This is a genomic window from Streptomyces sp. CC0208, from assembly GCF_003443735.1.
In the GTDB taxonomy this organism is placed as follows: Bacteria; Actinomycetota; Actinomycetes; order Streptomycetales; family Streptomycetaceae; genus Streptomyces; species Streptomyces sviceus.
Genome location: NZ_CP031969.1, coordinates 5,951,109 through 5,973,026 on the forward strand (window position 1 = coordinate 5,951,109; position 21,918 = coordinate 5,973,026).

At 70.3% G+C, this 21,918-nt stretch carries 14 protein-coding genes; 11 read left to right on the forward strand and 3 right to left on the reverse strand.

Annotated elements, in window-relative coordinates; all coding sequences use genetic code 11:
* Nucleotides 1-431: 431 nt before the first annotated feature.
* From leuS to D1369_RS27370, 9 genes are all read left to right on the forward strand, one after another.
* On the forward strand, nucleotides 432-3,308 hold the full coding sequence (gene leuS, locus D1369_RS27325) for a leucine--tRNA ligase (RefSeq protein WP_037899999.1): 2,877 nt from the start codon (nucleotides 432-434) through the stop codon (nucleotides 3,306-3,308).
* 153 nt (nucleotides 3,309-3,461) lie between these two features.
* Complete coding sequence (locus tag D1369_RS27330) at nucleotides 3,462-4,196, forward strand: hypothetical protein (protein WP_007381967.1); 735 nt, start codon at nucleotides 3,462-3,464, stop codon at nucleotides 4,194-4,196.
* Nucleotides 4,197-4,268: 72 nt separating this feature from the next.
* On the forward strand, nucleotides 4,269-5,114 hold the full coding sequence (locus D1369_RS27335; protein ID WP_007381966.1) for a DegV family protein: 846 nt from the start codon (nucleotides 4,269-4,271) through the stop codon (nucleotides 5,112-5,114).
* Between the two features lie 830 nt (nucleotides 5,115-5,944).
* The gene (locus D1369_RS44030) at nucleotides 5,945-6,745 is read left to right on the forward strand and encodes a ComEA family DNA-binding protein (RefSeq protein WP_342364940.1); all 801 of its coding nucleotides are present in this window, start codon (nucleotides 5,945-5,947) and stop codon (nucleotides 6,743-6,745) included.
* Nucleotides 6,746-6,819: 74 nt separating this feature from the next.
* Nucleotides 6,820-9,447 carry a ComEC/Rec2 family competence protein gene (locus D1369_RS27350; protein ID WP_118083154.1) on the forward strand — a complete coding sequence of 876 codons (2,628 nt, stop codon included), beginning with the start codon at nucleotides 6,820-6,822 and terminating at the stop codon, nucleotides 9,445-9,447.
* A complete protein-coding gene (locus D1369_RS27355) occupies nucleotides 9,428-10,282 on the forward strand; it encodes an arylamine N-acetyltransferase (protein ID WP_118082653.1) in 855 nt (284 codons plus the stop codon). Before D1369_RS27350 ends, D1369_RS27355 begins: the two co-directional genes overlap by 20 nt.
* Before the next feature lie 72 nt (nucleotides 10,283-10,354).
* Nucleotides 10,355-10,600 (forward strand): hypothetical protein, encoded by a 246-nt coding sequence (locus D1369_RS27360; RefSeq protein WP_007381962.1) that lies wholly within the window; start codon nucleotides 10,355-10,357, stop codon nucleotides 10,598-10,600.
* Between the two features lie 193 nt (nucleotides 10,601-10,793).
* Complete coding sequence (gene holA / locus D1369_RS27365; protein ID WP_202476996.1) at nucleotides 10,794-11,783, forward strand: DNA polymerase III subunit delta; 990 nt, start codon at nucleotides 10,794-10,796, stop codon at nucleotides 11,781-11,783.
* Between the two features lie 141 nt (nucleotides 11,784-11,924).
* The gene (locus tag D1369_RS27370) at nucleotides 11,925-12,323 is read left to right on the forward strand and encodes a nuclear transport factor 2 family protein (protein WP_037903299.1); all 399 of its coding nucleotides are present in this window, start codon (nucleotides 11,925-11,927) and stop codon (nucleotides 12,321-12,323) included.
* Nucleotides 12,324-12,558: 235 nt separating this feature from the next.
* Here D1369_RS27370 and rpsT read toward each other — a convergent pair whose 3' ends face one another.
* On the reverse strand, nucleotides 12,559-12,819 hold the full coding sequence (gene rpsT, locus D1369_RS27375; RefSeq protein ID WP_007381959.1) for a 30S ribosomal protein S20: 261 nt from the start codon (nucleotides 12,817-12,819) through the stop codon (nucleotides 12,559-12,561).
* Between the two features lie 261 nt (nucleotides 12,820-13,080).
* On the opposite strand from rpsT, the gene lepA reads away from it, so the two are divergent.
* Both lepA and D1369_RS27390 read left to right on the forward strand, forming a co-directional pair.
* Complete coding sequence (lepA, locus tag D1369_RS27385; RefSeq protein WP_007381958.1) at nucleotides 13,081-14,955, forward strand: translation elongation factor 4; 1,875 nt, start codon at nucleotides 13,081-13,083, stop codon at nucleotides 14,953-14,955.
* 235 nt (nucleotides 14,956-15,190) lie between these two features.
* Nucleotides 15,191-17,065 (forward strand): AMP-dependent synthetase/ligase, encoded by a 1,875-nt coding sequence (locus D1369_RS27390; RefSeq protein ID WP_007381957.1) that lies wholly within the window; start codon nucleotides 15,191-15,193, stop codon nucleotides 17,063-17,065.
* Between the two features lie 105 nt (nucleotides 17,066-17,170).
* On the opposite strand, the gene D1369_RS27395 is transcribed toward D1369_RS27390, so the two are convergent.
* Together D1369_RS27395 and D1369_RS27400 are read right to left on the reverse strand one after the other, a co-directional pair.
* The gene (locus tag D1369_RS27395; protein ID WP_007381956.1) at nucleotides 17,171-17,713 is read right to left on the reverse strand and encodes a response regulator; all 543 of its coding nucleotides are present in this window, start codon (nucleotides 17,711-17,713) and stop codon (nucleotides 17,171-17,173) included.
* A 13-nt stretch (nucleotides 17,714-17,726) separates the two neighbouring features.
* Nucleotides 17,727-21,857, reverse strand: a complete 4,131-nt coding sequence (locus tag D1369_RS27400) for a HAMP domain-containing protein (RefSeq protein ID WP_007381955.1) — start codon at nucleotides 21,855-21,857, stop codon at nucleotides 17,727-17,729.
* Nucleotides 21,858-21,918 lie beyond the last annotated feature (61 nt).

Genomic DNA, 21,918 nt, shown 5'->3' on the forward strand with positions numbered 1-21,918 from the left:
GAGCGGTTCGGGAAGGCGGTCCCGCTGCCGCACTCTAAGTGGCGCCATACCGATGGGTACGACGTTTGAGTTATTGCGTTGTTATCAAACGGTCGTGGGGCTGTTGCGATGCCCTTTAGGAGCTGTTACGCGAAGTAATCATTGACCTTGGTTCAGTTCCTGTCGGTCGGACGTGGTCTCGACTGCGGTGGCGAGTGCGGCACCCGGTGCCAAAGAGGCATACGTAAGCTCGTCGCGGCTTGCTCAACGGCTGCGGTACTCTGACGCCATGCGTGCCGTACGCCTTCTGCTTAGCGAGCCGCGCTGATCAGTCCCGACCACCGGTGAAGACGTGGTCGGAATCGGCGCGGCGTCCCCTCCTGTGCGAGGGGTTTTTTCGTTTCCGGACGACACAGCCGCTGGCAGAGACGATCGATGGAGCTTTGAGGACCATGAGCGAGACGAACCCCGCAGCCCCCGCCGAGGTGGCCGCGCCGCACCGCTACACGGCCGCCGTCGCGGCCGAGATCGAGGCACGCTGGCAGGACTTCTGGGACGCCGACGGCACCTACGCGGCACCCAACCCCAAGGGTGACCTGGCGGGTGACCCCGAGCTGGTCGCCAAGCCCAAGAAGTTCATCATGGACATGTTCCCGTATCCCTCCGGTGCGGGCCTGCATGTCGGCCACCCGCTGGGCTACATCGCCACCGACGTCTTCGCCCGCTTCCAGCGGATGACCGGTCACAACGTCCTGCACACCCTGGGCTTCGACGCCTTCGGCCTGCCCGCCGAGCAGCACGCCGTGCAGACCGGCGAGCACCCCCGGGTCACCACCGAGGCCGCCATCAACAACATGAAGTCCCAGCTGCGCCGGCTGGGCCTGGGCCACGACAAGCGCCGGTCGTTCGCCACGATCGACCCGGACTACTACAAGTGGACCCAGTGGATCTTCCTGCAGATCTTCAACTCCTGGTACGACGACCAGGCGAAGAAGGCCCGCCCGATCTCCGAGCTGGTCGCCGCGTTCGAGTCCGGTGAGCGTGCGGTTCCCGGCGGCCGTTCCTGGGACGCCCTGTCCGCCGCCGAGCGTGCCGACGTGCTGGGCGAGTACCGCCTGGCGTACGCCTCCGAAGCGCCGGTCAACTGGTGCCCGGGCCTGGGCACCGTGCTGGCCAACGAGGAGGTCACCGCCGACGGCCGCTCCGAGCGCGGCAACTTCCCGGTCTTCAAGGCCAAGCTGCGCCAGTGGAACATGCGGATCACCGCGTACGCCGACCGTCTGCTGGACGACCTGAACGAGCTGGACTGGCCCGAGGCCATCAAGCTGCAGCAGCGCAACTGGATCGGCCGCTCCGAGGGCGCCCGCGTCGACTTCCCCGTGGACGGCGAGGCGATCACGGTCTTCACCACGCGCCAGGACACCCTGTTCGGCGCGACCTACATGGTGCTGGCCCCCGAACACCCGCTGGTCGAGAAGTTCACGCCGCAGGAATGGCCCGAGGGCACGCACGACGTGTGGACCGGCGGACACGCCACCCCGGCTGAGGCCGTCGCCGCCTACCGCGCCCAGGCCGCCTCCAAGTCGGACGTCGAGCGCCAGGCCGAGGCCAAGGACAAGACCGGCGTCTTCACCGGCGTGTTCGCGACCAACCCGGTCAACGGCGAGCAGATCCCCGTCTTCATCGCCGACTACGTCCTGATGGGCTACGGCACCGGCGCGATCATGGCCGTACCGGCGCACGACACGCGTGACTTCGCCTTCGCGCGCGCCTTCGAGCTGCCGATCCGCTGCGTGGTCGAGCCCAGCGACGACCGGGGCACCGACGCCTCGACGTGGGACGACGCCTTCTCCTCGTACGACGCCAAGATCGTGAACTCGCACGGCGAGGACGTCTCCCTGGACGGCCTGGGCGTCACCGAGGCCAAGGCGCGCATCACCGAGTGGCTGCAGAGCAAGGGCATCGGCGAGGGAACCGTCAACTTCCGGCTGCGGGACTGGCTGTTCAGCCGCCAGCGCTACTGGGGCGAGCCCTTCCCGATCGTCTACGACGAGGACGGCATCGCCCACTCGCTGCCCGAGTCGATGCTGCCGCTGGAGCTGCCCGAGGTCGAGGACTACTCGCCGCGCACCTTCGACCCGGACGACGCGGACACCGAGCCCGAGACGCCGCTGTCCCGCAACGAGGACTGGGTCAACGTCACGCTGGATCTGGGTGACGGCCGCGGTCCGCGCCGCTACCGCCGCGAGACCAACACCATGCCCAACTGGGCCGGTTCCTGCTGGTACGAACTGCGCTACCTGGACCCGCACAACAGCGAGCAGCTGGTCGACCCCGAGATCGAGCAGTACTGGATGGGCCCGCGCGCGGGACAGCCGCACGGCGGTGTCGACCTGTACGTCGGCGGCGCCGAGCACGCCGTGCTGCACCTGCTGTATGCGCGCTTCTGGTCCAAGGTCCTGTACGACCTGGGGCACGTCTCGTCGGCCGAGCCGTTCCACAAGCTGTACAACCAGGGCATGATCCAGGCCTTCGTCTACCGCGACAGCCGGGGCTTCCCGGTGCCTGCCACCGAGATCGAGGAGCGCGACGGCGCCTTCTTCCACAACGGCGAGCAGGTCAAGCGCGAGCTGGGCAAGATGGGCAAGTCCCTGAAGAACGCCGTCACCCCCGAGGCGATCTGCGAGGAGTACGGCGCCGACACCCTGCGCCTGTACGAGATGGCGATGGGCCCGCTGGACGTCTCCCGACCGTGGGACACGCGCGCGGTGGTCGGCCAGTACCGCCTGCTGCAGCGGCTGTGGCGCAACATCGTCGACGAGGCCACCGGCGAGGTGACCGTCGTCGACGCCGAGCCCGACGAGACCACGCTGCGCGCCCTGCACAAGGCGATCGACGGGGTGCGCCAGGACCTGGAGGGGCTGCGCTTCAACACGGCCATCGCCAAGGTCACGGAGCTGAACAACCACCTGACCAAGGCGGGCGGCCCGGTCGCGCGCCCGGTCGCCGAGGCGCTGGTCCTGCTGATCACGCCGCTGGCCCCGCACATCGCCGAGGAGCTGTGGCGCAAGCTGGGCCACACCGGCTCGGTCGTCCACCAGGACTTCCCGGTCGCCGACCCGCGGTACGTCGTGGACGAGACCGTGACCTGCGTGGTCCAGGTCAAGGGCAAGGTCAAGGCCCGCCTGGAGGTCTCGCCGGCCATCTCCGACGACGAGCTGGAGAAGGTCGCGCTGGCCGACGAGAAGGTCGTGGCGGCGCTGGACGGGGCGGGCATCCGCAAGGTGATCGTGCGGGCGCCGAAGCTGGTGAACATCGTTCCGGCGTAGTGCTTGTCCGGTGCCATGCGCCGGGTTTCGTCGCGGCCCCTAGGGGATGCGTGCGGGCAGGTTCGGGGTTCCTCCGGAACTCCGGGCCTGCCTGTTGCGTTTACCGTTGAAGAGCGGCGCGGGCAGTGCCGTGCCGGTCGGAGGAGGAGCGTTGTGGAAGCAGTGATCGCGATCGTGGCCCTGCTTTTCGTGCTCTTCGTGGCGCTCGGCGCCTACGCCACGGTGAAGGTGGTCGGCGCCGCCAAGCGCGGAGTGGACCGCACCATCACCCAGGCCCGGCGCACGGTCGAGGACCACACCCTGCGCGCCAAGTCGTTCGCCCAGCTCGGTCCGGCGGGTGAGCTGGCCCAGCTGCGGCTGAAGCTGCGCACCTCGATGCGGGCGACCCAGGACGTGCTCCACGCGAGCGCGGCGGGGGACGAGTCGCTCAAGGAGTCCCTCGGCCTCTTCCAGCGGCTCAGCGCGCACGGCCACGAGCTGGACGGCGAACTCAAGCGCCTGGAGTCCGAGCCCGACCGGGCGAAGCTGGCCGAGCGTCTGCCGGACCTGCGGGAGCGCACCGAGCGCATCACACAGTCGGCCGACTCCCTGCGCTGGGCGGCACGCGAGCGCGCCCACCGCTTCGCCGGCGACGACCTGGACACCCTGAGCGCGCAGATCGACATCGAGTCGGGCGCCCTGCGGCACTGGACGAAGACCGAGCCCGCCGCGACACCGCCCCCGTGGCCCGAGGCCCCCGCGGCCGACGCCGGTCCCGGGCAGCAGACCTGGCCCGAGACGCCCCGCTCCCGCACCGCCGAGGAAGCGACGCGGCCCGCCATCACCCCTCCGGGCCCTCGACCCGCCTATCCCTGGCAGAAGAAACCCCGTCCCGAGAGCACCACTTGATCCGCACACGGCAGCCCCGGGTGTCAGGGGCCGGGCTGCCACCCGGACGCTACGGCAGGTAACCTCCAGCTCATGTCCCGCCATGTCGCGATCGTCACGGATTCAACGGCCTACCTGCCGCAGGGGACGATGGAGCGGCACGGCATCACAGCGGTACCCCTGACCGTGGTCCTCGGTGACCGCGCGCTGGAGGAGGGCACCGAGATCACCGCCCGGTCGCTGGCCCAGGCACTCCAGAAGCGACGCCCCGTCACCACCTCGCGACCCAGCCCGCAGACCTTCGCGGAGCACTACCGCAAGGTCGCCGAGTCCGGCGCGACCGGCATCGTGTCGCTGCATCTGTCCGCCGAGCTCTCCGGCACCTACGACGCTGCGGTCCTGGCGGCGCGGGAGTCGCCGGTGCCGGTGCGCGTCGTCGACACCGGCATGATCGCCATGGCTCTCGGGTTCTGTGCGCTCGCCGCCGCCGAGACCGCGGAGACGGGCGGCACGATGGACGAGGCCGTCACGGCCGCGGAGAAGCGGGCCGCGGGCACGTCCGCCTACTTCTACGTCGACACCCTCGACTATCTGCGCCGCGGAGGCCGGATCGGGGCCGCGCAGGCCCTCCTCGGTTCGGCGCTCGCCGTCAAGCCCTTGCTGAAGCTCGCCGGCGGGCGGATCGAGCCCCTGGAGAAGGTGCGGACGGCGTCCAAGGCCATCGCCCGTCTGGAGGAGATCGCCGCGGACCGGGCCGGCAGTGCGCCGGTCGACATCGCCGTCCACCATCTGTCGGCCCCGGACCGGGCGTCGGCCCTCGCGGACCGTCTGCGGGCGCGGGTGACGGGACTTGCCGACCTGCATGTGAGCGAGGTGGGGGCGGTGATCGGGGCGCACACGGGGCCGGGGCTGCTGGGAGTCGTGGTCTCGCCGCGGTGAGGGAGTCGCACGGGATGCCTGAGTCACTCGTCCGGGTGGCGGGGTTTTCCACAACCGGTGGGTAATCCCCGGGAATTGACCAAGATCATCGCGAGAGGGCGGACGTGGCCGATCCTCGGCGCATGGCACTTCGATCACGCTCACATGCAGCGACGGCGACCAGCGGGCCGGGCCGCGGCCCTCATTCCGACGGACGCTCCCGGCACCGCCGACCGACCGCCACCCGGGGCCGGGGCCGGCATCGGCATGCCGCCTCGGCGGACGAACTCCAGAGGCGGGCGGAGGTGCTCTTCGCCCAACGGGCGGGGGAGCGGAGGGACTCGGGGAAGGGACCGCCGTCGGGTCGGCCGGGCGTGGACGACGGGGAGGTGGAGGTCGGTCCGGAGCGCCTGGAGGCCGCCGGGGCCGTCGACGTCGCCGGGGCCGTCGACGTCGCCGGGTCCGTGGACGTGGCTGAGGCCGGGTCGTCCGCATCGGCCGGGTACGTGGAGAGGGCTCCTCGGTGGGCGGGCGCTGCGGAGGACGGCCTGGGGGATGGTGGTTCTGCGCAGGGGGCCCGGTGGGACGGGGCGCTTGCGGAGAGGGTCCGGTCTGGTCGTGGTCCTGTCGAGGACGTCAGGCGGGGCGGTGGTGCTGCCGAGGATGCCTGGCGGAGTGATGGTGCTGCCGAGAACGGCCGGCGGAGTGGTGGTGCTGCCGAGAACGGCCGGCGGAGTGGTGGTGCTGTCGAGGAGGTCCGGCGGGACGGTGGGTCGCCGCAGGGGGCCCGGTGGGACCGCGGTTCCGTGGAGGGGGTTCGGCCTGACGACGGTCCTCGGGAAGGGGATTGGCTGGAGGCCGACAGCAGTAGTGGCGGCCGGCGGGACACCGATGCCGGGAGCGGGGACTGGCGGGAACGGGCCGGGCTGGCTCTGCGGGAGCGGATGCCGGTGTGGCTGCAGACGCGATACGGGCTGGAGCGGCGGAGCGTGGTCGCGCTCTCGGTACTGCTCGTCGTGGCCGCGGTGTTCGCCCTCCAGCACTTCTGGACGGGCCGGACACAGTCCGTCCAGGCGCCCGAAGTGGTGCGCGCGGCGGCCCCGTTCGGGGAGAGCGGTACGGAGAGCGGGCAGACCGGCGTCAGGGGACAGCGAGCTGCGGCCGAGGCGGCCGTCCCGGGCGGGGTCTCGAACACGGCGGGTGCGCCCGGAGCCCAGATCGTCGTGGACGTCGGCGGCAAGGTCCGTGAGCCTGGGATCCAGCGGTTGCCGGCCGGTTCGAGGGTCGCCGACGCGTTGAAGGCGGCCGGTGGCGTGCGCCCGGGCACGAACACCGACACGCTCAACCGCGCGCGGTTCCTCGTGGACGGCGAGCAGGTGGTCGTCGGCGGCCCGCCCGCACCCGCACCCGCGCCGGGCACGGGCGGTTCCGTCACCGGCGGTCCCGCCGGTACGGCGGCGGCTCCCGTCTCCCTGAACACGGCCACCGTGGACCAGCTGGACACCCTGCCCGGCGTCGGCCCCGTGCTGGCCCAGCACATCGTCGACTACCGCACCCGTCACGGCGGCTTCCGCTCGGTCGACGAACTGCGTGAGGTCAACGGCATCGGCGACCGTCGCTTCGCCGATCTGCGGAATCTCGTACGGCCATGAGGGACGACTCGCAGGCGCGCCGGAGGCATGAGGACGAGGCGCGGGCACGGGCAGGGGCACCGGCACGGGCCACGGTGCACGCCGCCTCAGGGAAGCGGCTCGGGGACGCTCACCCGCGGCAGGAAGGGCCTACGGATCTGCGGCTGGTACCGGCGGCGCTCGCGGCCTGGGGCACGGCCGCCGTGACCCTGGACGCGTCCCCGGGGTGGGTCACGGGGGTGGTCGCGGGCTGCCTGGTCCTCGCCTGCGTGCTGTTGGCGGGAGGGTGGCGCGGGGTGCGGGGTCGCCGTGGGGGCGGCCGGGTGCCGGTCGCCGCCGTGCTGCTCTGTGTCGCGGCGGCCGCCGCGTCCGCCGGGCTGCACGGAGCCGATCTGCGGCGGGGACCGGTGCCCGCGCTGGCCCGGCAGTACGCCACCGTGACCGCCGAGGTCCAGGTGACCTCCGACCCCCGGCTGACCCGCCCCCGGATCACGGGGGATCACGCCGCCCCGACGGCGGTCGTCATCGGCGCCGAGGTCCGGCGGGTGGAGACGGCGGACGGGAGGGTGGTGGCGACACGGGCGCCGGTGCTGTTGATCGTCGACGCCCGCGCGGGGGCCGGCTCGGGCACCCAGGTGGGGGCCGCAGGTCGTCCCGGGAGCGGCGGGGTGACGTCCGGCCCGACGCCCGCCGTGGAAGGTCCCGCTCGATCGCCCTGGCTCGGGTTGTTGCCGTCCACGCGGGTGCGGGTCACCGCGCGTGCCGCGCCGGCGCTGATGGGGGGTGACCGGGTCGCGGCCGTACTGCGGGTGCGGGACCGGGGAGGGCCCGAGGTCGTGGGGGAGGCGTCGGGGACGCAGCGGTTCGCGGGGCGGTTGCGGGCAGGGTTGCGGGAGGCCACCGACGGGTTGCCGGCGGATGCCCGGGCCCTGCTGCCGGGGCTGGTGGTCGGTGACACCGCGCGGATCACACCCGAGTTGGACGAGGCCTTCAAGGAGACCGACCTCGCGCACACGCTCGCCGTCTCCGGCAGCAACCTCACGATCCTGCTCGCCCTGCTCATCGGACCGCCCGGACTCGCCCAACTCGTCGAGCGACGGGGACTGGCGCCCCGCCTCGGAGTGTCGCTGCGGGCGACCGCACTGCTCGGCGGCGGGCTCACACTGGGATTCGTCGTGGTGTGCCGACCGGACCCGAGCGTGCTGCGAGCCGCGGCCTGCGGGGCCGTCGCACTGCTCGCCCTCGCGACGGGACGCCGCAGATCCCTGATCCCGGCGCTGGCGACGGCCGTACTGCTGCTGGTGCTGTACGACCCGTGGCTGGCCCGCAGTTACGGCTTCCTGCTCTCCGTGCTGGCCACCGGGGCCCTGCTGACGCTCGCGCCGCGCTGGAGCCTGGCGTTGCGCCGACGCCGGGTGCCGCCGCGGTTGGCGGAGGCGTTGGCCGCCGCTGCCGCCGCGCAGGCCCTGTGCGCGCCGGTGGTCGCCGTGCTGTCGGCACGGGTGAGCCTGGTGGCGGTGCCGTGCAATCTGCTCGTGGAGTTCGCGGTCGCCCCGGCCACGGTGCTGGGCTTCGCGGCGCTGGCGACGGCGCCCGTGGCGATGCCGATGGCCAAGGCGCTGGCCTGGTGCGCGAGTTGGCCCGCCGGGTGGATCGCGGACGTCGCCAGGACCGGGGCGTCGTTGCCCGGCGGGGGAGTGGACTGGCCGGGCAGCTGGACGGGGGCGGGGCTGCTCGCTCTCCTGACCGGGATCCTGCTGCTCGTCGGGCGGCGGTTGCTGAGGCATCCCTGGTGGTGTGCCGGCTGCGCGATGGTGTTCGTGCTGGCGGTCGTGCAGCCGCCACCGCTGGCCCGGGTGATCACGGGGTGGCCACCGCCGGGCTGGCGGCTGGCGATGTGCGACGTCGGCCAGGGCGACGCGATGGTGCTGGCGGCCGGTGAGGCCACGGGCGTGGTCGTGGACGCCGGACCCGATCCGGCGCTCGTCGACGGCTGTCTGCGCACCCTCGGTATCACCAAGGTGCCGCTCGTGGTGCTGACCCACTTCCACGCCGACCATGTGGCGGGGCTGGCCGGGGTGCTGCGGGGCCGCTCGGTGGGGGCGATCGAGACGACGGGTCTGGAGGAACCGGTGGACCAGGCCGAGTCCGTACTCCGGGAAGCGGCGGCCCGGCGCATTCCGGTGACGCGTGCCGTGGCCGGGGAGGAACGGCGTACGGGTGCACTGACCTGGCAGGTGCTGTGGCCGCCGGCGGATCCGGCGGCGCCGGCGTCGGACGGGCCCAACGACGCCAGTGTCACGCTGCTCGTACGGTCGGCCGGGCTGCGCTTCCTCCTGCTCGGGGACCTGGAACCCCCTGCCCAGCAGGAGCTGTTGAGATCACCTGCGGGTGCGCGGCTGGCCGGGGTGGACGTCCTCAAGGTCGCTCACCATGGTTCGGCCTACCAGGACCCGGAGCTGATACGCAGGGCCGCCCCGCGGCTCGCGCTCATCTCCGTCGGCGCCGACAACTCCTACGGCCACCCGGCTCCCGGGACGGTCGCCGCACTGCGGGCCGGGGGAGCGGTGGTGCTGCGCACGGACCGGGACGGGGCGCTGGCGGTCGCCGGGAGGGGCGGCGGAAACGGTGCCGGCGCGGACGGCCATGGCACCGGGAGTGGCGCGGGCGGTGGGGAGCTGTGGGTGGCGCGAGACTGGAGGAATGAATCCCACACAGGTTGACGCATATCTCCGCCGCCTGGGAGTCCAGCACCCGGCGTGGCCCACGGTGGAGGTCCTGCGGGAACTGCATCTGCGCCATCTGCAGACCGTGCCCTTCGAGAACCTGTCGGTGCACCTCGGCGAGGAGATCGTGCTGGAGGAGGAGCGCCTGGTGGAGAAGGTGGTGGGCGCCAGGAGGGGAGGGTTCTGCTACGAACTGAACGGGGCGTTCGGGGCGTTGCTGGCCGCACTCGGCTTCGACGTCACGCTGCTCGCGGGCAGGGTGTACGGGGAGGAGGGGCGGCTCGGGATCCCGTACGACCATCTCGCGCTGCGGGTACGGACGGTGGACGGGGGCGAGTGGCTGGCCGACGTCGGGTTCGGGGCGCACAGTCACTACCCGTTGGCGTTCGGGGGGCGGGGTGAGCAGGAGGACCCCGGGGGCACCTTCCGGATCGTCGAGGCGGGACCCGACGCGGCGGGGGTGCGGAGCGGGGACGGTGCGGTGAAGAAGGGAGGGGGTGACGCCGTGGATCTGGATGTCGTCGTGGGCGGCAGGAGTCAGTACCGGCTGGAGGTGCGGCCCCGGGTGCTCGGTGACTTCGTGGCCGGGGCCTGGTGGCACAGCACCTCGCCGGCCTCGCACTTCACGCAGTCCCTGGTGTGTTCCAGGGTGACGGAGGACGGCGGGCGGATCACGCTCAGCGGACGCGTCTTCAAGACGACGGCTGCCGACGGCGCGCGGGAGGAACGGGAGTTGGAGACGGACGAGGAGGTTCTGGAGGTGTACCGGGAGAGGTTCGGTATGGAGCTCGGCCGGGTGCCGACTGTGCGGAAGGCCGGCCGTCACGGTTGATCCGGTGCGGTTTCCGAGCCGGGTGGCAGGCGAGGATTCCGGGCTTGGGCGCGGTGCCTGGAAAATGGTGCCGTGAGCGATGTGAGACATGTGCTGGTGCTGCCCGATCGGGATGCCGCGGAGGAGGTCGTCGAGGCGCTCTCGGAGCGGTTCGGGGTGGATGAGGAGCCGCAGCTCGTTCGGGACGCGTTGGCGGGGGAGGACGACGCGGAGGACGCGCAGTGGCTGGTGGTGCTGCGGGATGCGGCGGGGCGGTTGGATCCCGGGGAGCTGGAGGAGTTCGTGGGGGAGTGGGACGGGTGGCGGGAGGAGCCGTGATGCGACGGCTCGACGGTTCGGCGGCTCGACGGTTCTCGGCGGCTCGGCGGCTTGAGTCGGGGTGAAGGGGAGCTGGTCCTCAGCCGCCCCCGCGATGTGAGCACACCCGCCCCAGGTCTCGGGGACCGCGCGGCCGGTCTCACCGGTGGCCGCGGGCGCGGCGCTGTCAGTGCCCCGTGCCATGCTGTACGCGATGGCCAAGAAGACTGCTCATGACGACCTCCTCGCCCCTGTGACCCTTGCCGTGGGGCAGGAGGAGCTGCTGCTCGACCGGGCTGTGCAGGAGGTGGTCGCCGCCGCTCGGGCCGCTGACGCGGACACGGACGTGCGGGATCTGACGTCGGACCAGTTGCAGCCGGGGACCCTTGCCGAGTTGACCAGTCCGTCGTTGTTCGCGGAGCGCAAGGTCGTGGTCGTGCGCAACGCGCAGGATCTGTCCGCCGACACCGTCAAGGACGTGAAGGCGTATCTCGGGGCGCCCGCCGAGGAGATCACCCTCGTCTTGCTGCACGCGGGGGCGGCGAAGGGCAAGGCGCTGCTCGACGCCGCGCGGAAGGCGGGGGCGCGCGAGGTCGCCTGCCCGAAGATGACCAAGCCGGCGGACCGGCTGGCCTTCGTGCGGCAGGAGTTCCGGGCGACCGGGCGGTCCGCCACGCCGGAGGCGTGTCAGGCGCTGGTCGACGCGATCGGGAGCGACCTGCGGGAGCTGGCGTCCGCCGTGTCGCAGCTGGTCGCCGATGTCGAGGGGACGATCGACGAGGCCGTCGTGGGGCGGTACTACACCGGGCGGGCCGAGGCTTCCAGCTTCACCGTCGCCGACAGGGCCGTGGAGGGGCGGGCCGCGGAGGCGTTGGAGGCGTTGCGGTGGTCGTTGGCGACCGGGGTCGCGCCGGTCATGATCACCAGTGCGCTGGCGCAAGGCGTGCGGGCCATCGGGAAGCTGTCGTCGGCTCGGGGCGGGCGGCCCGCCGATCTCGCGCGTGAGCTGGGGATGCCACCGTGGAAGATCGATCGGGTGCGGCAGCAGATGCGGGGATGGACGCCGGACGGTGTCGCTGACGCGCTGCGGGCCGTGGCCGAGGCGGACGCCGGAGTGAAGGGCGGAGGGGACGATCCCGCGTACGCCCTGGAGAAGGCCGTTGTGGCGATCGCTCGGGCGGCCCGGTCCCGGGGGCGGGGCTAGCGGCGCGAGCCGGTGGCGGACGGCCTCTCGGCATGGGGGGCCGCGCCCCCTCGGGCGCGGAAGTGGCTCCCCCTGCTCCCCGGGAGGACAATTGTTCCTGTCAGCCGAACATCGCCGGACAGCGGAGAGGTGGCGGTCGTCATGGCTGAACATCCGCACGCAGTGCTGATTCGTAAGGGGTTCGAGGCTTTCAGCCGTGGGGACATGGACACCCTGCGGGAGCTGATCGCGAAGGATGCCACGCATCACGTGCCGGGTAGCCATCCGCTCTCGGGTGACTTCAAGGGGCAGGACGCGATCATCGACATGTATCAGAAGCTCGGTGAGGAGACCGCCGGGTCGATGCGTCTGGAGATGCTCGGGATCGCCGTGGACGGGCGAGGCCACGCCGTCGGGATGTGCCGGGTCACGGCCGAGCGGCGGGGCAAGCACCTGGACGACACCGGATGCATCGTCTTCCGCATTGTCGGGGACAAGGTCACCGACCTCGACGAGTGCCTTGAGGACATCGACAAGAGCGATGAGTTCTGGGCGGAGTGAGCCCACCGACACGCAGGTCGCATGACGAAGACCCCGGTCGTCCCGCCCTGGGGAAGGGCGAGCGCACCGGGGTCCTCGGTTCGAGCTGTCTGTCGGAGCCACGCCCGCGTGGCGAACGCAGGCCGCGCGTGGCTCCTGGGTGCCGGTCGGGAGCGGATGAGAGAGGGCCCGCTCTGGGTCCTTCCGGCGGTTCGGCCCCGTGGAACGGGACCGGTCAGATCAGAGAAAGTAAGGCTTAGAGGCCCGCGACCTTCGAAGCAAGCGCCGACTTCTTGTTGGCGGCCTGGTTCTTGTGGATGACGCCCTTGGAGACGGCCTTGTCGAGCGCGCGCGCAGCAGCGCGCTGGTACTCGGTGGCCTTCTCGACGTCACCCGCGGCAGCGGCCTCACGGGCCTTGCGGATCGCGGTCTTCAGGGAGGACTTGACGGCCTTGTTGCGCAGCCGGGCCTTCTCGTTGGTCTTGATCCGCTTGATCTGGGACTTGATGTTCGCCACGAATGAGCCTCTACAGGTTCAGGCACGGAGCCAGGAGGATTCCGAGCAGAAGAGCAAGGAAGACCCAGGTTCCGTACCAGGTGATTTCTTGGAGTTGTGCCTCGCGCTGAGAGGGCATGAGACACAGCCACCCAGACTACCAGCGGCCCCGCGAGTGGCCCAAACCGGTCGCCGGTCCCCGCCCGTGGGACCATGGAGGCTACGTATCGATCCGACCCGAGACCGCAGACACTGCGGACGCCTCAAGAATCAGGACCCTGCGTGCCCGCGATCCCCAGCCACGTGCCCGAGCCGAGCCGTACCGACCCGGCTCTGATCCGCAACTTCTGCATCATCGCGCACATCGACCACGGCAAGTCCACGCTCGCCGACCGGATGCTCCAGCTGACCGGCGTGGTCGAGCAGCGCCAGATGCGTGCTCAGTACCTCGACCGCATGGACATCGAGCGTGAGCGCGGAATCACGATCAAGTCGCAGGCCGTGCGGCTGCCCTGGGCCCCGAACACGGGCCCCGACCAGGGCAGCACGCACATCCTCAACATGATCGACACTCCGGGGCACGTCGACTTCACCTACGAGGTCTCGCGGTCGCTCGCCGCCTGCGAGGGGACCGTCCTCCTCGTCGACGCCGCCCAGGGCATCGAGGCCCAGACCCTCGCCAACCTCTACCTGGCGATGGAGAACGACCTCAAGATCATCCCCGTACTGAACAAGATCGACCTGCCGGCCGCCCAGCCGGAGAAGTTCTCCGAGGAGCTCGCCAACCTCATCGGTTGCGACCCCGAGGACGTCCTCAAGGTCTCCGCCAAGACCGGTGTCGGCGTCGACGCCCTGCTCGACAGGGTCGTACGGGAGATTCCGGCGCCCGTCGGCGTCGCGGACGCCCCGGCCCGCGCGATGATCTTCGACTCGGTGTACGACTCCTACCGCGGTGTCGTGACGTACGTCCGTGTCATCGACGGCCAGCTCAGCAAGCGCGAGCGCATCAAGATGATGTCGACCGGCGCCACGCACGAGCTGCTGGAGATCGGGACGAACTCGCCGGAGATGCTGTCCGCCGACGGCCTCGGGGTCGGCGAGGTGGGCTATCTGATCACCGGTGTGAAGGACGTCCGCCAGTCCAAGGTCGGTGACACCGTCACCAGCCAGCAGAAGGGGGCCACGGAGGCGCTCGGGGGGTACAAGGACCCGAAGCCCATGGTCTTCTCCGGTCTGTATCCGCTGGACGGCTCCGACTACCCGGAGCTGCGCGAGGCCCTCGACAAGCTCCAGCTCAACGACGCCGCGCTGGTCTACGAGCCGGAGACGTCCGCCGCGCTGGGCTTCGGTTTCCGTGTCGGCTTCCTGGGGCTGCTGCACCTCGACGTGATCCGCGAGCGGCTGGAGCGCGAGTTCGGGCTCGACCTCATCGCCACCGCGCCCAACGTGGTCTACCGGGTCCTGATGGAGGACGGCAGCGAGCACGTCGTCACCAACCCGAGCGAGTTCCCCGAGGGCAAGATCAACGAGGTGTACGAGCCCGTCGTACGCGCCACGATCCTCGCGCCCACCGAGTTCATCGGCTCGATCATGGAGCTGTGCCAGACCCGGCGCGGCACCCTGCTCGGCATGGACTACCTCTCCGAGGACCGGGTCGAGATCCGCTACACGCTCCCCCTCGCGGAGATCGTCTTCGACTTCTTCGACCAGCTGAAGTCGAAGACGCGCGGCTACGCCTCGCTGGACTACGAGCCCACCGGCGAGCAGACCTCCAGCCTGGTCAAGGTCGACATCCTGCTGCACGGCGACAAGGTGGACGCGTTCTCCGCGATCACCCACAAGGACGCGGCCTACGCCTACGGGGTGCGGCTCGTCGCCAAGCTGCGCGAGCTCATCCCGCGGCAGGCCTTCGAGGTGCCCATCCAGGCCGCCATCGGCTCCCGGGTCATCGCCCGCGAGACCATCCGCGCCATCCGCAAGGACGTCCTCGCCAAGTGCTACGGCGGTGACATCTCCCGTAAGCGGAAGCTGCTGGAGAAGCAGAAGGAAGGCAAGAAGCGGATGAAGATGGTGGGTTCCGTGGAGGTTCCGCAGGAGGCCTTCATCGCGGTGCTCTCCAGCGATGACAGCGCGGGGTCGGGCAAGGGCAAGAAGTAACCGGGGGTTACACCCGGTTACCCGTCGAATCGGATGGAAAGGGGTCCGTCGTGCGAAAGTGCGGCGGGCCCCTACGCGTGCGTAACGTCGCGCTCTGTAGGAAGTGACAGGCCGTCGCCCCTTACGAACGGCTCGGTCGCGCTTTACTCTGATCTCTGCTCGATAGTTACTCGCGAGTTAAACAGCAGCCGCAAACCTGAGAGCCAGCCGCACTGTCGCGGGCCCGGAGGATGTCGTGAGCGACACACAGACACTGATCGAGAACCGCCCGCCGAGTGTGGCGACCCTCTTCCTGGAGCGCGTTGCGAGCACACCGGACGCCGAGGCGTACCGCTACCCGGTGCCGGCGGCTTCCGGCCAGGGCCCGGACGAGTGGAAGTCGCTCACCTGGGCGCAGGCCGCGGAGCGGGTGCACGCCATCGCGGCCGGGCTGATCGAGCTGGGGGTGCAGCCCGAGCAGCGGGTCGCCCTGGCCTCCTCGACCCGTCTCGACTGGATCCTCGCGGACCTCGGCATCATGTGCGCCGGTGCCGCCACGACCACGGTCTATCCGCAGACCAACGCCGACGAGTCGGCGTTCATCCTCTCCGACTCCGAGAGCCGGGTGCTGATCGCGGAGGACGCGGCCCAGCTCGCCAAGGCGGTCGAGAAGCGCGGTGAGCTGCCCGCGCTCACGCAGGTCGTGGTGATCGACCCGGCGGGCGTGGAGAGCAGCGACTTCGTGCTCACGCTCACCGAGCTGGAGGCCCGGGGCGCCGCCCGGCTGGAGAAGGACCCCGACCTGATCAAGGAGCGGGTCGGCGCGATCACCAAGGACCAGCTGGCCACTCTGATCTACACCTCCGGGACCACCGGCCGCCCCAAGGGTGTGCGCCTGCCGCACGACAACTGGGCGTACATGGCGAAGGCGATCGCCGCGACCGGCCTGATCAGCGGCGAGGACGTGCAGTACCTGTGGCTGCCGCTCGCCCACGTCTTCGGCAAGGTGCTCACCTCCGGGCAGATCGAGGTCGGTCACGTCACCGCCGTCGACGGCCGCGTCGACAAGATCATCGAGAATCTGCCGATCGTGCAGCCGACGTACATGGCGGCCGTCCCGCGCATCTTCGAGAAGGTCTACAACGGGGTCGCGGCGAAGGCCCGTGCGGGCGGCGGCGCCAAGTACAAGATCTTCCAGTGGGCCGCCGAGGTGGGCCGCGCCTACGCCAAGGAGAGCCAGGACAACTTCCGGCGCACCGGCACCGCGGGTGCGTCCTTCGGGCTGAGCGCCAAGCACAAGGTGGCCGACGCGCTGGTCTTCTCGAAGATCCGGGAGGCGTTCGGCGGGAACCTGCGGGCGTGTGTCTCCGGGTCCGCCGCGCTCGCCCCCGAGATCGGCTACTTCTTCGCGGGTGCCGGCATCCACATCCTGGAGGGCTACGGCCTCACGGAGTCCTCCGCGGCCTCCTTCGTGAACCCGGGCGAGGCCTACCGCACCGGTACGGTCGGCAAGCCGCTGCCCGGCACGGAGGTCCGTATCGCGGACGACGGGGAGATCCTGCTGCGGGGCCCGGGGATCATGGAGGGCTACCACGGGCTGCCCGAGAAGACGGCCGAGGTGCTCGAGGCCGACGGGTGGTTCCACACCGGGGACATCGGTGAGCTGTCGCCCGACGGCTATCTGCGGATCACCGATCGCAAGAAGGACCTCATCAAGACGTCCGGCGGCAAGTACATCGCGCCCGCCGAGGTCGAGGGGCAGTTCAAGGCGGTGTGTCCGTACGTGTCCAACATCCTGGTGCACGGGGCGGACCGGAACTTCTGCACCGCGCTCATCGCGCTGGACGAGGTGTCGATCCTGGAGTGGGCCAAGGAGAACGGGCTCGAAGGGAAGTCGTACGCGGAGGTCGTCGCCGCGCCCGTCACCGTGTCCATGGTCGAGGGGTATGTGAAGCAGCTCAACGAGGGGCTTCAGCGGTGGCAGACGATCAAGAAGTTCCGGTTGCTGCCGCGGGACCTGGACGTGGAGCACGGTGAGATCACGCCGAGTCTGAAGCTGAAGCGGCCGGTTGTGGAGCGGGAGTACAAGCACCTCATCGAGGAGATGTACGCGGGCTCTCGCGAGGCGTAGGGGGTGGCTGGGGGAGCGTGCGCGGCCGGCGGTGCGTTGTGGCTGGTCGCGCCCACGCGGCGGAGCCGCATATTGATACAGCCCCGCGCCCCTGGGTGAAACACCTCACCGCCTCTCCAGAAGGTGCCGGAGCTCCTTCACCTGGATGCGCTGAGCCTCCGTCAACTCGTCCTCCAGGGCTGCCAGTCGCCTGCCGACCTCCTCGTAGTCGGCCCGCTGCCGAGTCAGCAGCCGCTCCAGCTGCCGGTTCTTCCTGTGCAGCTCCAGGAACACGCTCACCTTCGCGCGGAGCACCCAGGGATCGAACGGCTTGGTCAGGTAGTCGGCGGCGCCGGTCGCGTAGCCGCGGAAGGCGTAGCCGGAGTCCTGCGTGCCGGTGAGGAAGATGATCGGGACGTCCTTCGTCTGGTCCAGGCGTTTGATGTTCGCGGCCGTCTCGAAGCCGTCCATGCCCGGCATGCGCACGTCCAGGAGGACCAGCGCGAACCGGCGGCGGAGCAGGGCCTTCATCGCCTCCTCGCCCGAACGGGCGCGGACCAGCGGTTCGTTGAGGGACCCCAGGACCGCCTCCAGCGCGATCAGGTTGTCCTCCATGTCGTCGACCAGGAGGATCCCGGCACTGTCGTCGGTCCTTGCCTCAGCGTTCATGTGACTGCCTCATTCAGTCGTCGGTGGGCGGTACCGCCGCCTCCTCGGTGTCGGTCCGCTCCCGCGGCGGAGCGCCCTCGGGGTCGAGGAGGGCGCATACGACGGTCAGCAGCTGGTCGACGTCCACCGGCTTGGGTACGTAGTCGTTGGCGCCGCGCGCGATCGACTTCTCACGGTCTCCGGGCATGGCCTTCGCGGTGAGCGCGACGATGGGCAGGCCGGTCCAGCGGGGGGTGCGGCGGATGGCGGCGATGGTCTCGTAGCCGTCCATCTCCGGCATCATGATGTCCATCAGGACGAGTTCGACGTCCGGGTTGCGCTCCAGGGTCTCGATGCCCTCGCGGCCGTTCTCCGCGTACAGGACCGGCATGCCGACGCGGCCCAGCACATGGGTGAGGGCGAAGACGTTGCGGATGTCGTCGTCGACGATCAGCACCCGCCGTCCGGACAGCACCTGGCCCGCCCGGCCCGACTTCCACGCCTCCAGCCTGGTGGGGGCCGGCCAGGAGTCCTCGGCGTCGTGGGCGGTCGGATAGGGCTCGGTGGACAGGTCCTCCAGGGCCGGCAGGAGGTCGTCCTCGGTGGTCGGTCCGGTCGCCGGGTGGCCGGGGCTGACGACGGGGACGTAGAGCGTGAACGTGGAGCCCCTGCCGGGTTCGCTCTCCGCGACGATACGGCCGCCCAGCAGGCCCGCGATCTCCCGGCTGATGGACAGGCCGAGCCCGGTGCCGCCGTACTTGCGGTTGGTCGTGCCGTCGGCCTGCTGGAACGCCTCGAAGATCACCGGGAGTTTCTCCCGCGCGATCCCGATGCCGGTGTCGGAGACCGCGAAGGCGACCACGTCGTCGCTGTCGCGCACGTACCGGTGATCGGGATCCTTGATGCGGTTCACGCGCAGCTCGACCCGGCCCGAGGCGGTGAACTTGATCGCGTTGGAGAGCAGGTTGCGCAGGATCTGCTGGAGGCGCTGCTCGTCCGAGTACATCTCGCGCGGCACGTCCTCGCCGACCGCCACCTCGAAGGCGAGCCCCCGGTCCAGGGTGAGCGGGCGGAAGGTGGCGTGGACGTAGTCGAGGAGCTTGATGAGCGGCAGCTTCTTCGGGCGTACGTCCATCCGGCCGGCCTCGATCTTCGACAGGTCCAGGATGTCGTTGATCAACTGGAGCAGGTCGGAGCCCGAGCGGTGGATCGTCGTCGCGAACTGCACTTCCTGGTCGGAGAGATGGCCGTCCGGGTTGTCGGAGAGCAGCCTGGCCAGGATCAGCAGGGAGTTCAGCGGGGTGCGCAGTTCGTGCGACATGTTCGCCAGGAACTCCGACTTGTACTGGGAGGAGGTCGCCAGCAGGGCTGCCTTCTCCTCCAGTTCGGCGTTCGAGCGCTGCAACTCCGCCTGCTGCATCTGGAGTTCGTCCGAGCGCTCCTGGAGCTGCATCGCCAGGCGCTGGGACTCGCCGAGCAGGGACTCGGTGCGGGAGTTGGCGATGATGGTGTTGATGGCGACGCCGATGGTGTTCACGAACTGGTCGAAGAAGGCCAGGTGGACGTCGGAGAAGCGGGAGAAGGACGCCAGCTCGATGACGCCGAGCAGCTTGTCCTCGAAGAGGATCGGGATGATGACGACACTGCTCGGGGCCGCCTCGCCAAGCCCACTGTTGATCTTGATGTAGTCCGGCGGTGCCTCCTCCACCAGGATCCGCTTCTTCTCGCGGGCCGCCTGGCGGACGAGCCCGTGGACCGGCATGCCGCCGGTGTCGACCGTCGCGCCCTGCGCCGAGCCGTAGCCCGCGATGAACGCCAGTCCCTTTGCAGGAACGGTTGTCCGCAAGGAGGCGCCGTCCTCGTCCGGGTCGGCCAGGAAGAACGCCCCGTACTGCGCGTTCACCAGCGGGGTCAGCTCGCGCAGGATCAGGTCGGCGACCTCCATCAGGTCCCGGTGGCCCTGCATCAGCGCGGCCAGCCGGGCCAGGTTGGACTCCAGCCAGTCCTTCGCGCGGGTCGTCTCGCGGAGGTTGGCCACCATCAGGTTGATGTTGTCCTTCAGCTCGGTGACCTCGCCCTGGGTCTCCACGGTGATGGAGCGGGACATGTCTCCCTGGGCCACCGCGGAGGCGACCTCGGCGATCGCGCGGACCTGGGTGGTCAGGTTCAAGGCGAGTTCGTTCACGTTGGTCGTCAGTCGCTTCCAGGTGCCGTACACGCCCTCGACCCGTGCCTGGCCGCCCAGTTGGCCTTCGGAGCCCACCTCGCGGGCCACGCGGGTGACCTCGGAGGAGAAGGAGGAGAGCGTGTCGACCATGGTGTTGATGGCGGTCTTCAGCTCCAGGATCTCGCCGCGCGCGTCCACGTCGATCTTCTTGGAGAGGTCGCCGTTGGCCACGGCCGTCGTCACCTGGGCGATGTTGCGGACCTGCGAGGTCAGGTTGTCGGCCATGTAGTTGACGTTGTCGGTCAGGTCCCGCCAGACCCCGGAGACGCCAAGGACCTGGGCCCGCCCGCCGAGCCGGCCGTCGGTGCCGACCTCACGGGCCACCCGGGTCACCTCGTCGGCGAAGGCGCGCAGCTGCTCCACCATCGTGTTGACGGTGTCCTTCAGTTCGAGGATCTCACCGCGGGCGTCGACCGTGATCTTCTTCGAGAGGTCACCGTTGGCGACCGCGGTGGTGACCTGGGCGATATTGCGGACCTGCGAAGTCAGGTTCAGGGCCATGAAGTTGACGTTGTCGGTGAGGTCCTTCCAGACGCCGGAGACGCCCCGCACCTGGGCCTGGCCGCCGAGGTTGCCCTCGGTGCCGACCTCGCGGGCCACGCGGGTGACCTCGTCGGCGAAGGCGGAGAGCTGGTCGACCATGGTGTTGATGGTGGACTTCAGCTCCAGGATCTCGCCCTTCGCCTCGACCGTGATCTTCTTGCCGAGGTCGCCCTGGGCCACCGCCGTCGACACCAGCGCGATGTTGCGGACCTGTGACGTCAGGTTGTCCGCCATGAAGTTGACGTTGTCGGTGAGGTCCTTCCAGACGCCCGACACGCCCCGCACCTGGGCCCGCCCGCCGAGGTTGCCCTCGGTGCCGACCTCGCGGGCCACGCGGGTGACCTCGTCGGCGAAGGCGGAGAGCTGGTCGACCATGGTGTTGATGGTCGACTTCAGCTCCAGGATCTCGCCCTGTGCGTCCACGGTGATCTTCTGACTCAGGTCGCCGTTGGCCACGGCCGTCGTGACCTGGGCGATGTTCCGTACCTGGGACGTCAGGTTCGACGCCATGAAGTTGACGTTGTCGGTGAGGTCCTTCCAGACCCCGGACACCCCGCGCACCTGGGCCCGGCCGCCCAACTGCCCCTCGGTGCCGACCTCGCGGGCCACGCGGGTGACCTCGTCGGCGAAGGCCGAGAGCTGGTCGACCATCGTGTTCACGGTCAGCTTCAGTTCGAGCAGCTCGCCCGTCGCCTCGACCGTCACCGTGCGGGTCAGGTCACCGCGGGCCACCGCCGTGGTCACCAGGGCGATGTCCCGGACCTGGGCGGTCAGCCGCGAGGCCATGGTGTTCACCGCCTCGGTCACATCGCGCCAACTGCCCGACAGACCGGTCACCTTGGCCCGCCCCCCGAGCCGGCCCTCGGTGCCGACCTCGCGGGCCACCCGGGTCACCTCGCCGGTGAACAGGGAGAGCTGGTCGACCATCTTGTTCACGGCCCGGCCGAGGCGCCGCAGATCACCGCGCAACTGCCGGTTGCCGTCGTGCAGGTCGACCCGCTGGGTCAGATCACCGCCGGCCACCGCGTCCAGGACCCGGGTCGCGTTGGCGGCCGGGGCCACCAGGGCGTCGAGCAGCTGGTTCACGTCGTCGACCCGGGAGGTCCACGTCCCCTGCCCGGGGCTGGGGGAGAGCCGTTCGTCCAGCCGGCCGTGCCGTACCAGCTCCCGCTTCACCCGGTTGACCTCGCCGGTGAAGTGGACATTGCGGTCCACCAACTGGTTGAAGACGGCCGTCAGTTCGGCCACGATTCCGTCCCCGGACTCCGGCATCCGGCGGAAGTCGCCGTCCCGGGCAGCGGTCATCGCGGCGAGCAGGGGCCGCAGCTCCGATGCTCGAATCCGGTCGGCATTGTGTCCCTCTTCGAGCACAGGCGTACCACTGTTCTCACTCATGGTGGCCCACTTCGGTAACTCGGCGCTTATGGGCGTGGCCAGTCTGTCACTCTGTCCGCGT

Bases quoted from the DNA above. Each gene is read 5' to 3' on its own strand.
- leuS (WP_037899999.1), top strand. From the start codon at position 432: ATGAGCGAGACGAACCCCGCAGCCCCCGCCGAGGTGGCCGCGCCGCAC.
- D1369_RS27335 (WP_007381966.1), top strand. From the start codon at position 4,269: ATGTCCCGCCATGTCGCGATCGTCACGGATTCAACGGCCTACCTGCCG.
- D1369_RS27355 (WP_118082653.1), top strand. From the start codon at position 9,428: ATGAATCCCACACAGGTTGACGCATATCTCCGCCGCCTGGGAGTCCAG.
- holA (WP_202476996.1), top strand. From the start codon at position 10,794: ATGGCCAAGAAGACTGCTCATGACGACCTCCTCGCCCCTGTGACCCTT.
- D1369_RS27370 (WP_037903299.1), top strand. From the start codon at position 11,925: ATGGCTGAACATCCGCACGCAGTGCTGATTCGTAAGGGGTTCGAGGCT.
- D1369_RS27395 (WP_007381956.1), bottom strand. From the start codon at position 17,713: ATGAACGCTGAGGCAAGGACCGACGACAGTGCCGGGATCCTCCTGGTC.
- D1369_RS27400 (WP_007381955.1), bottom strand. From the start codon at position 21,857: ATGAGTGAGAACAGTGGTACGCCTGTGCTCGAAGAGGGACACAATGCC.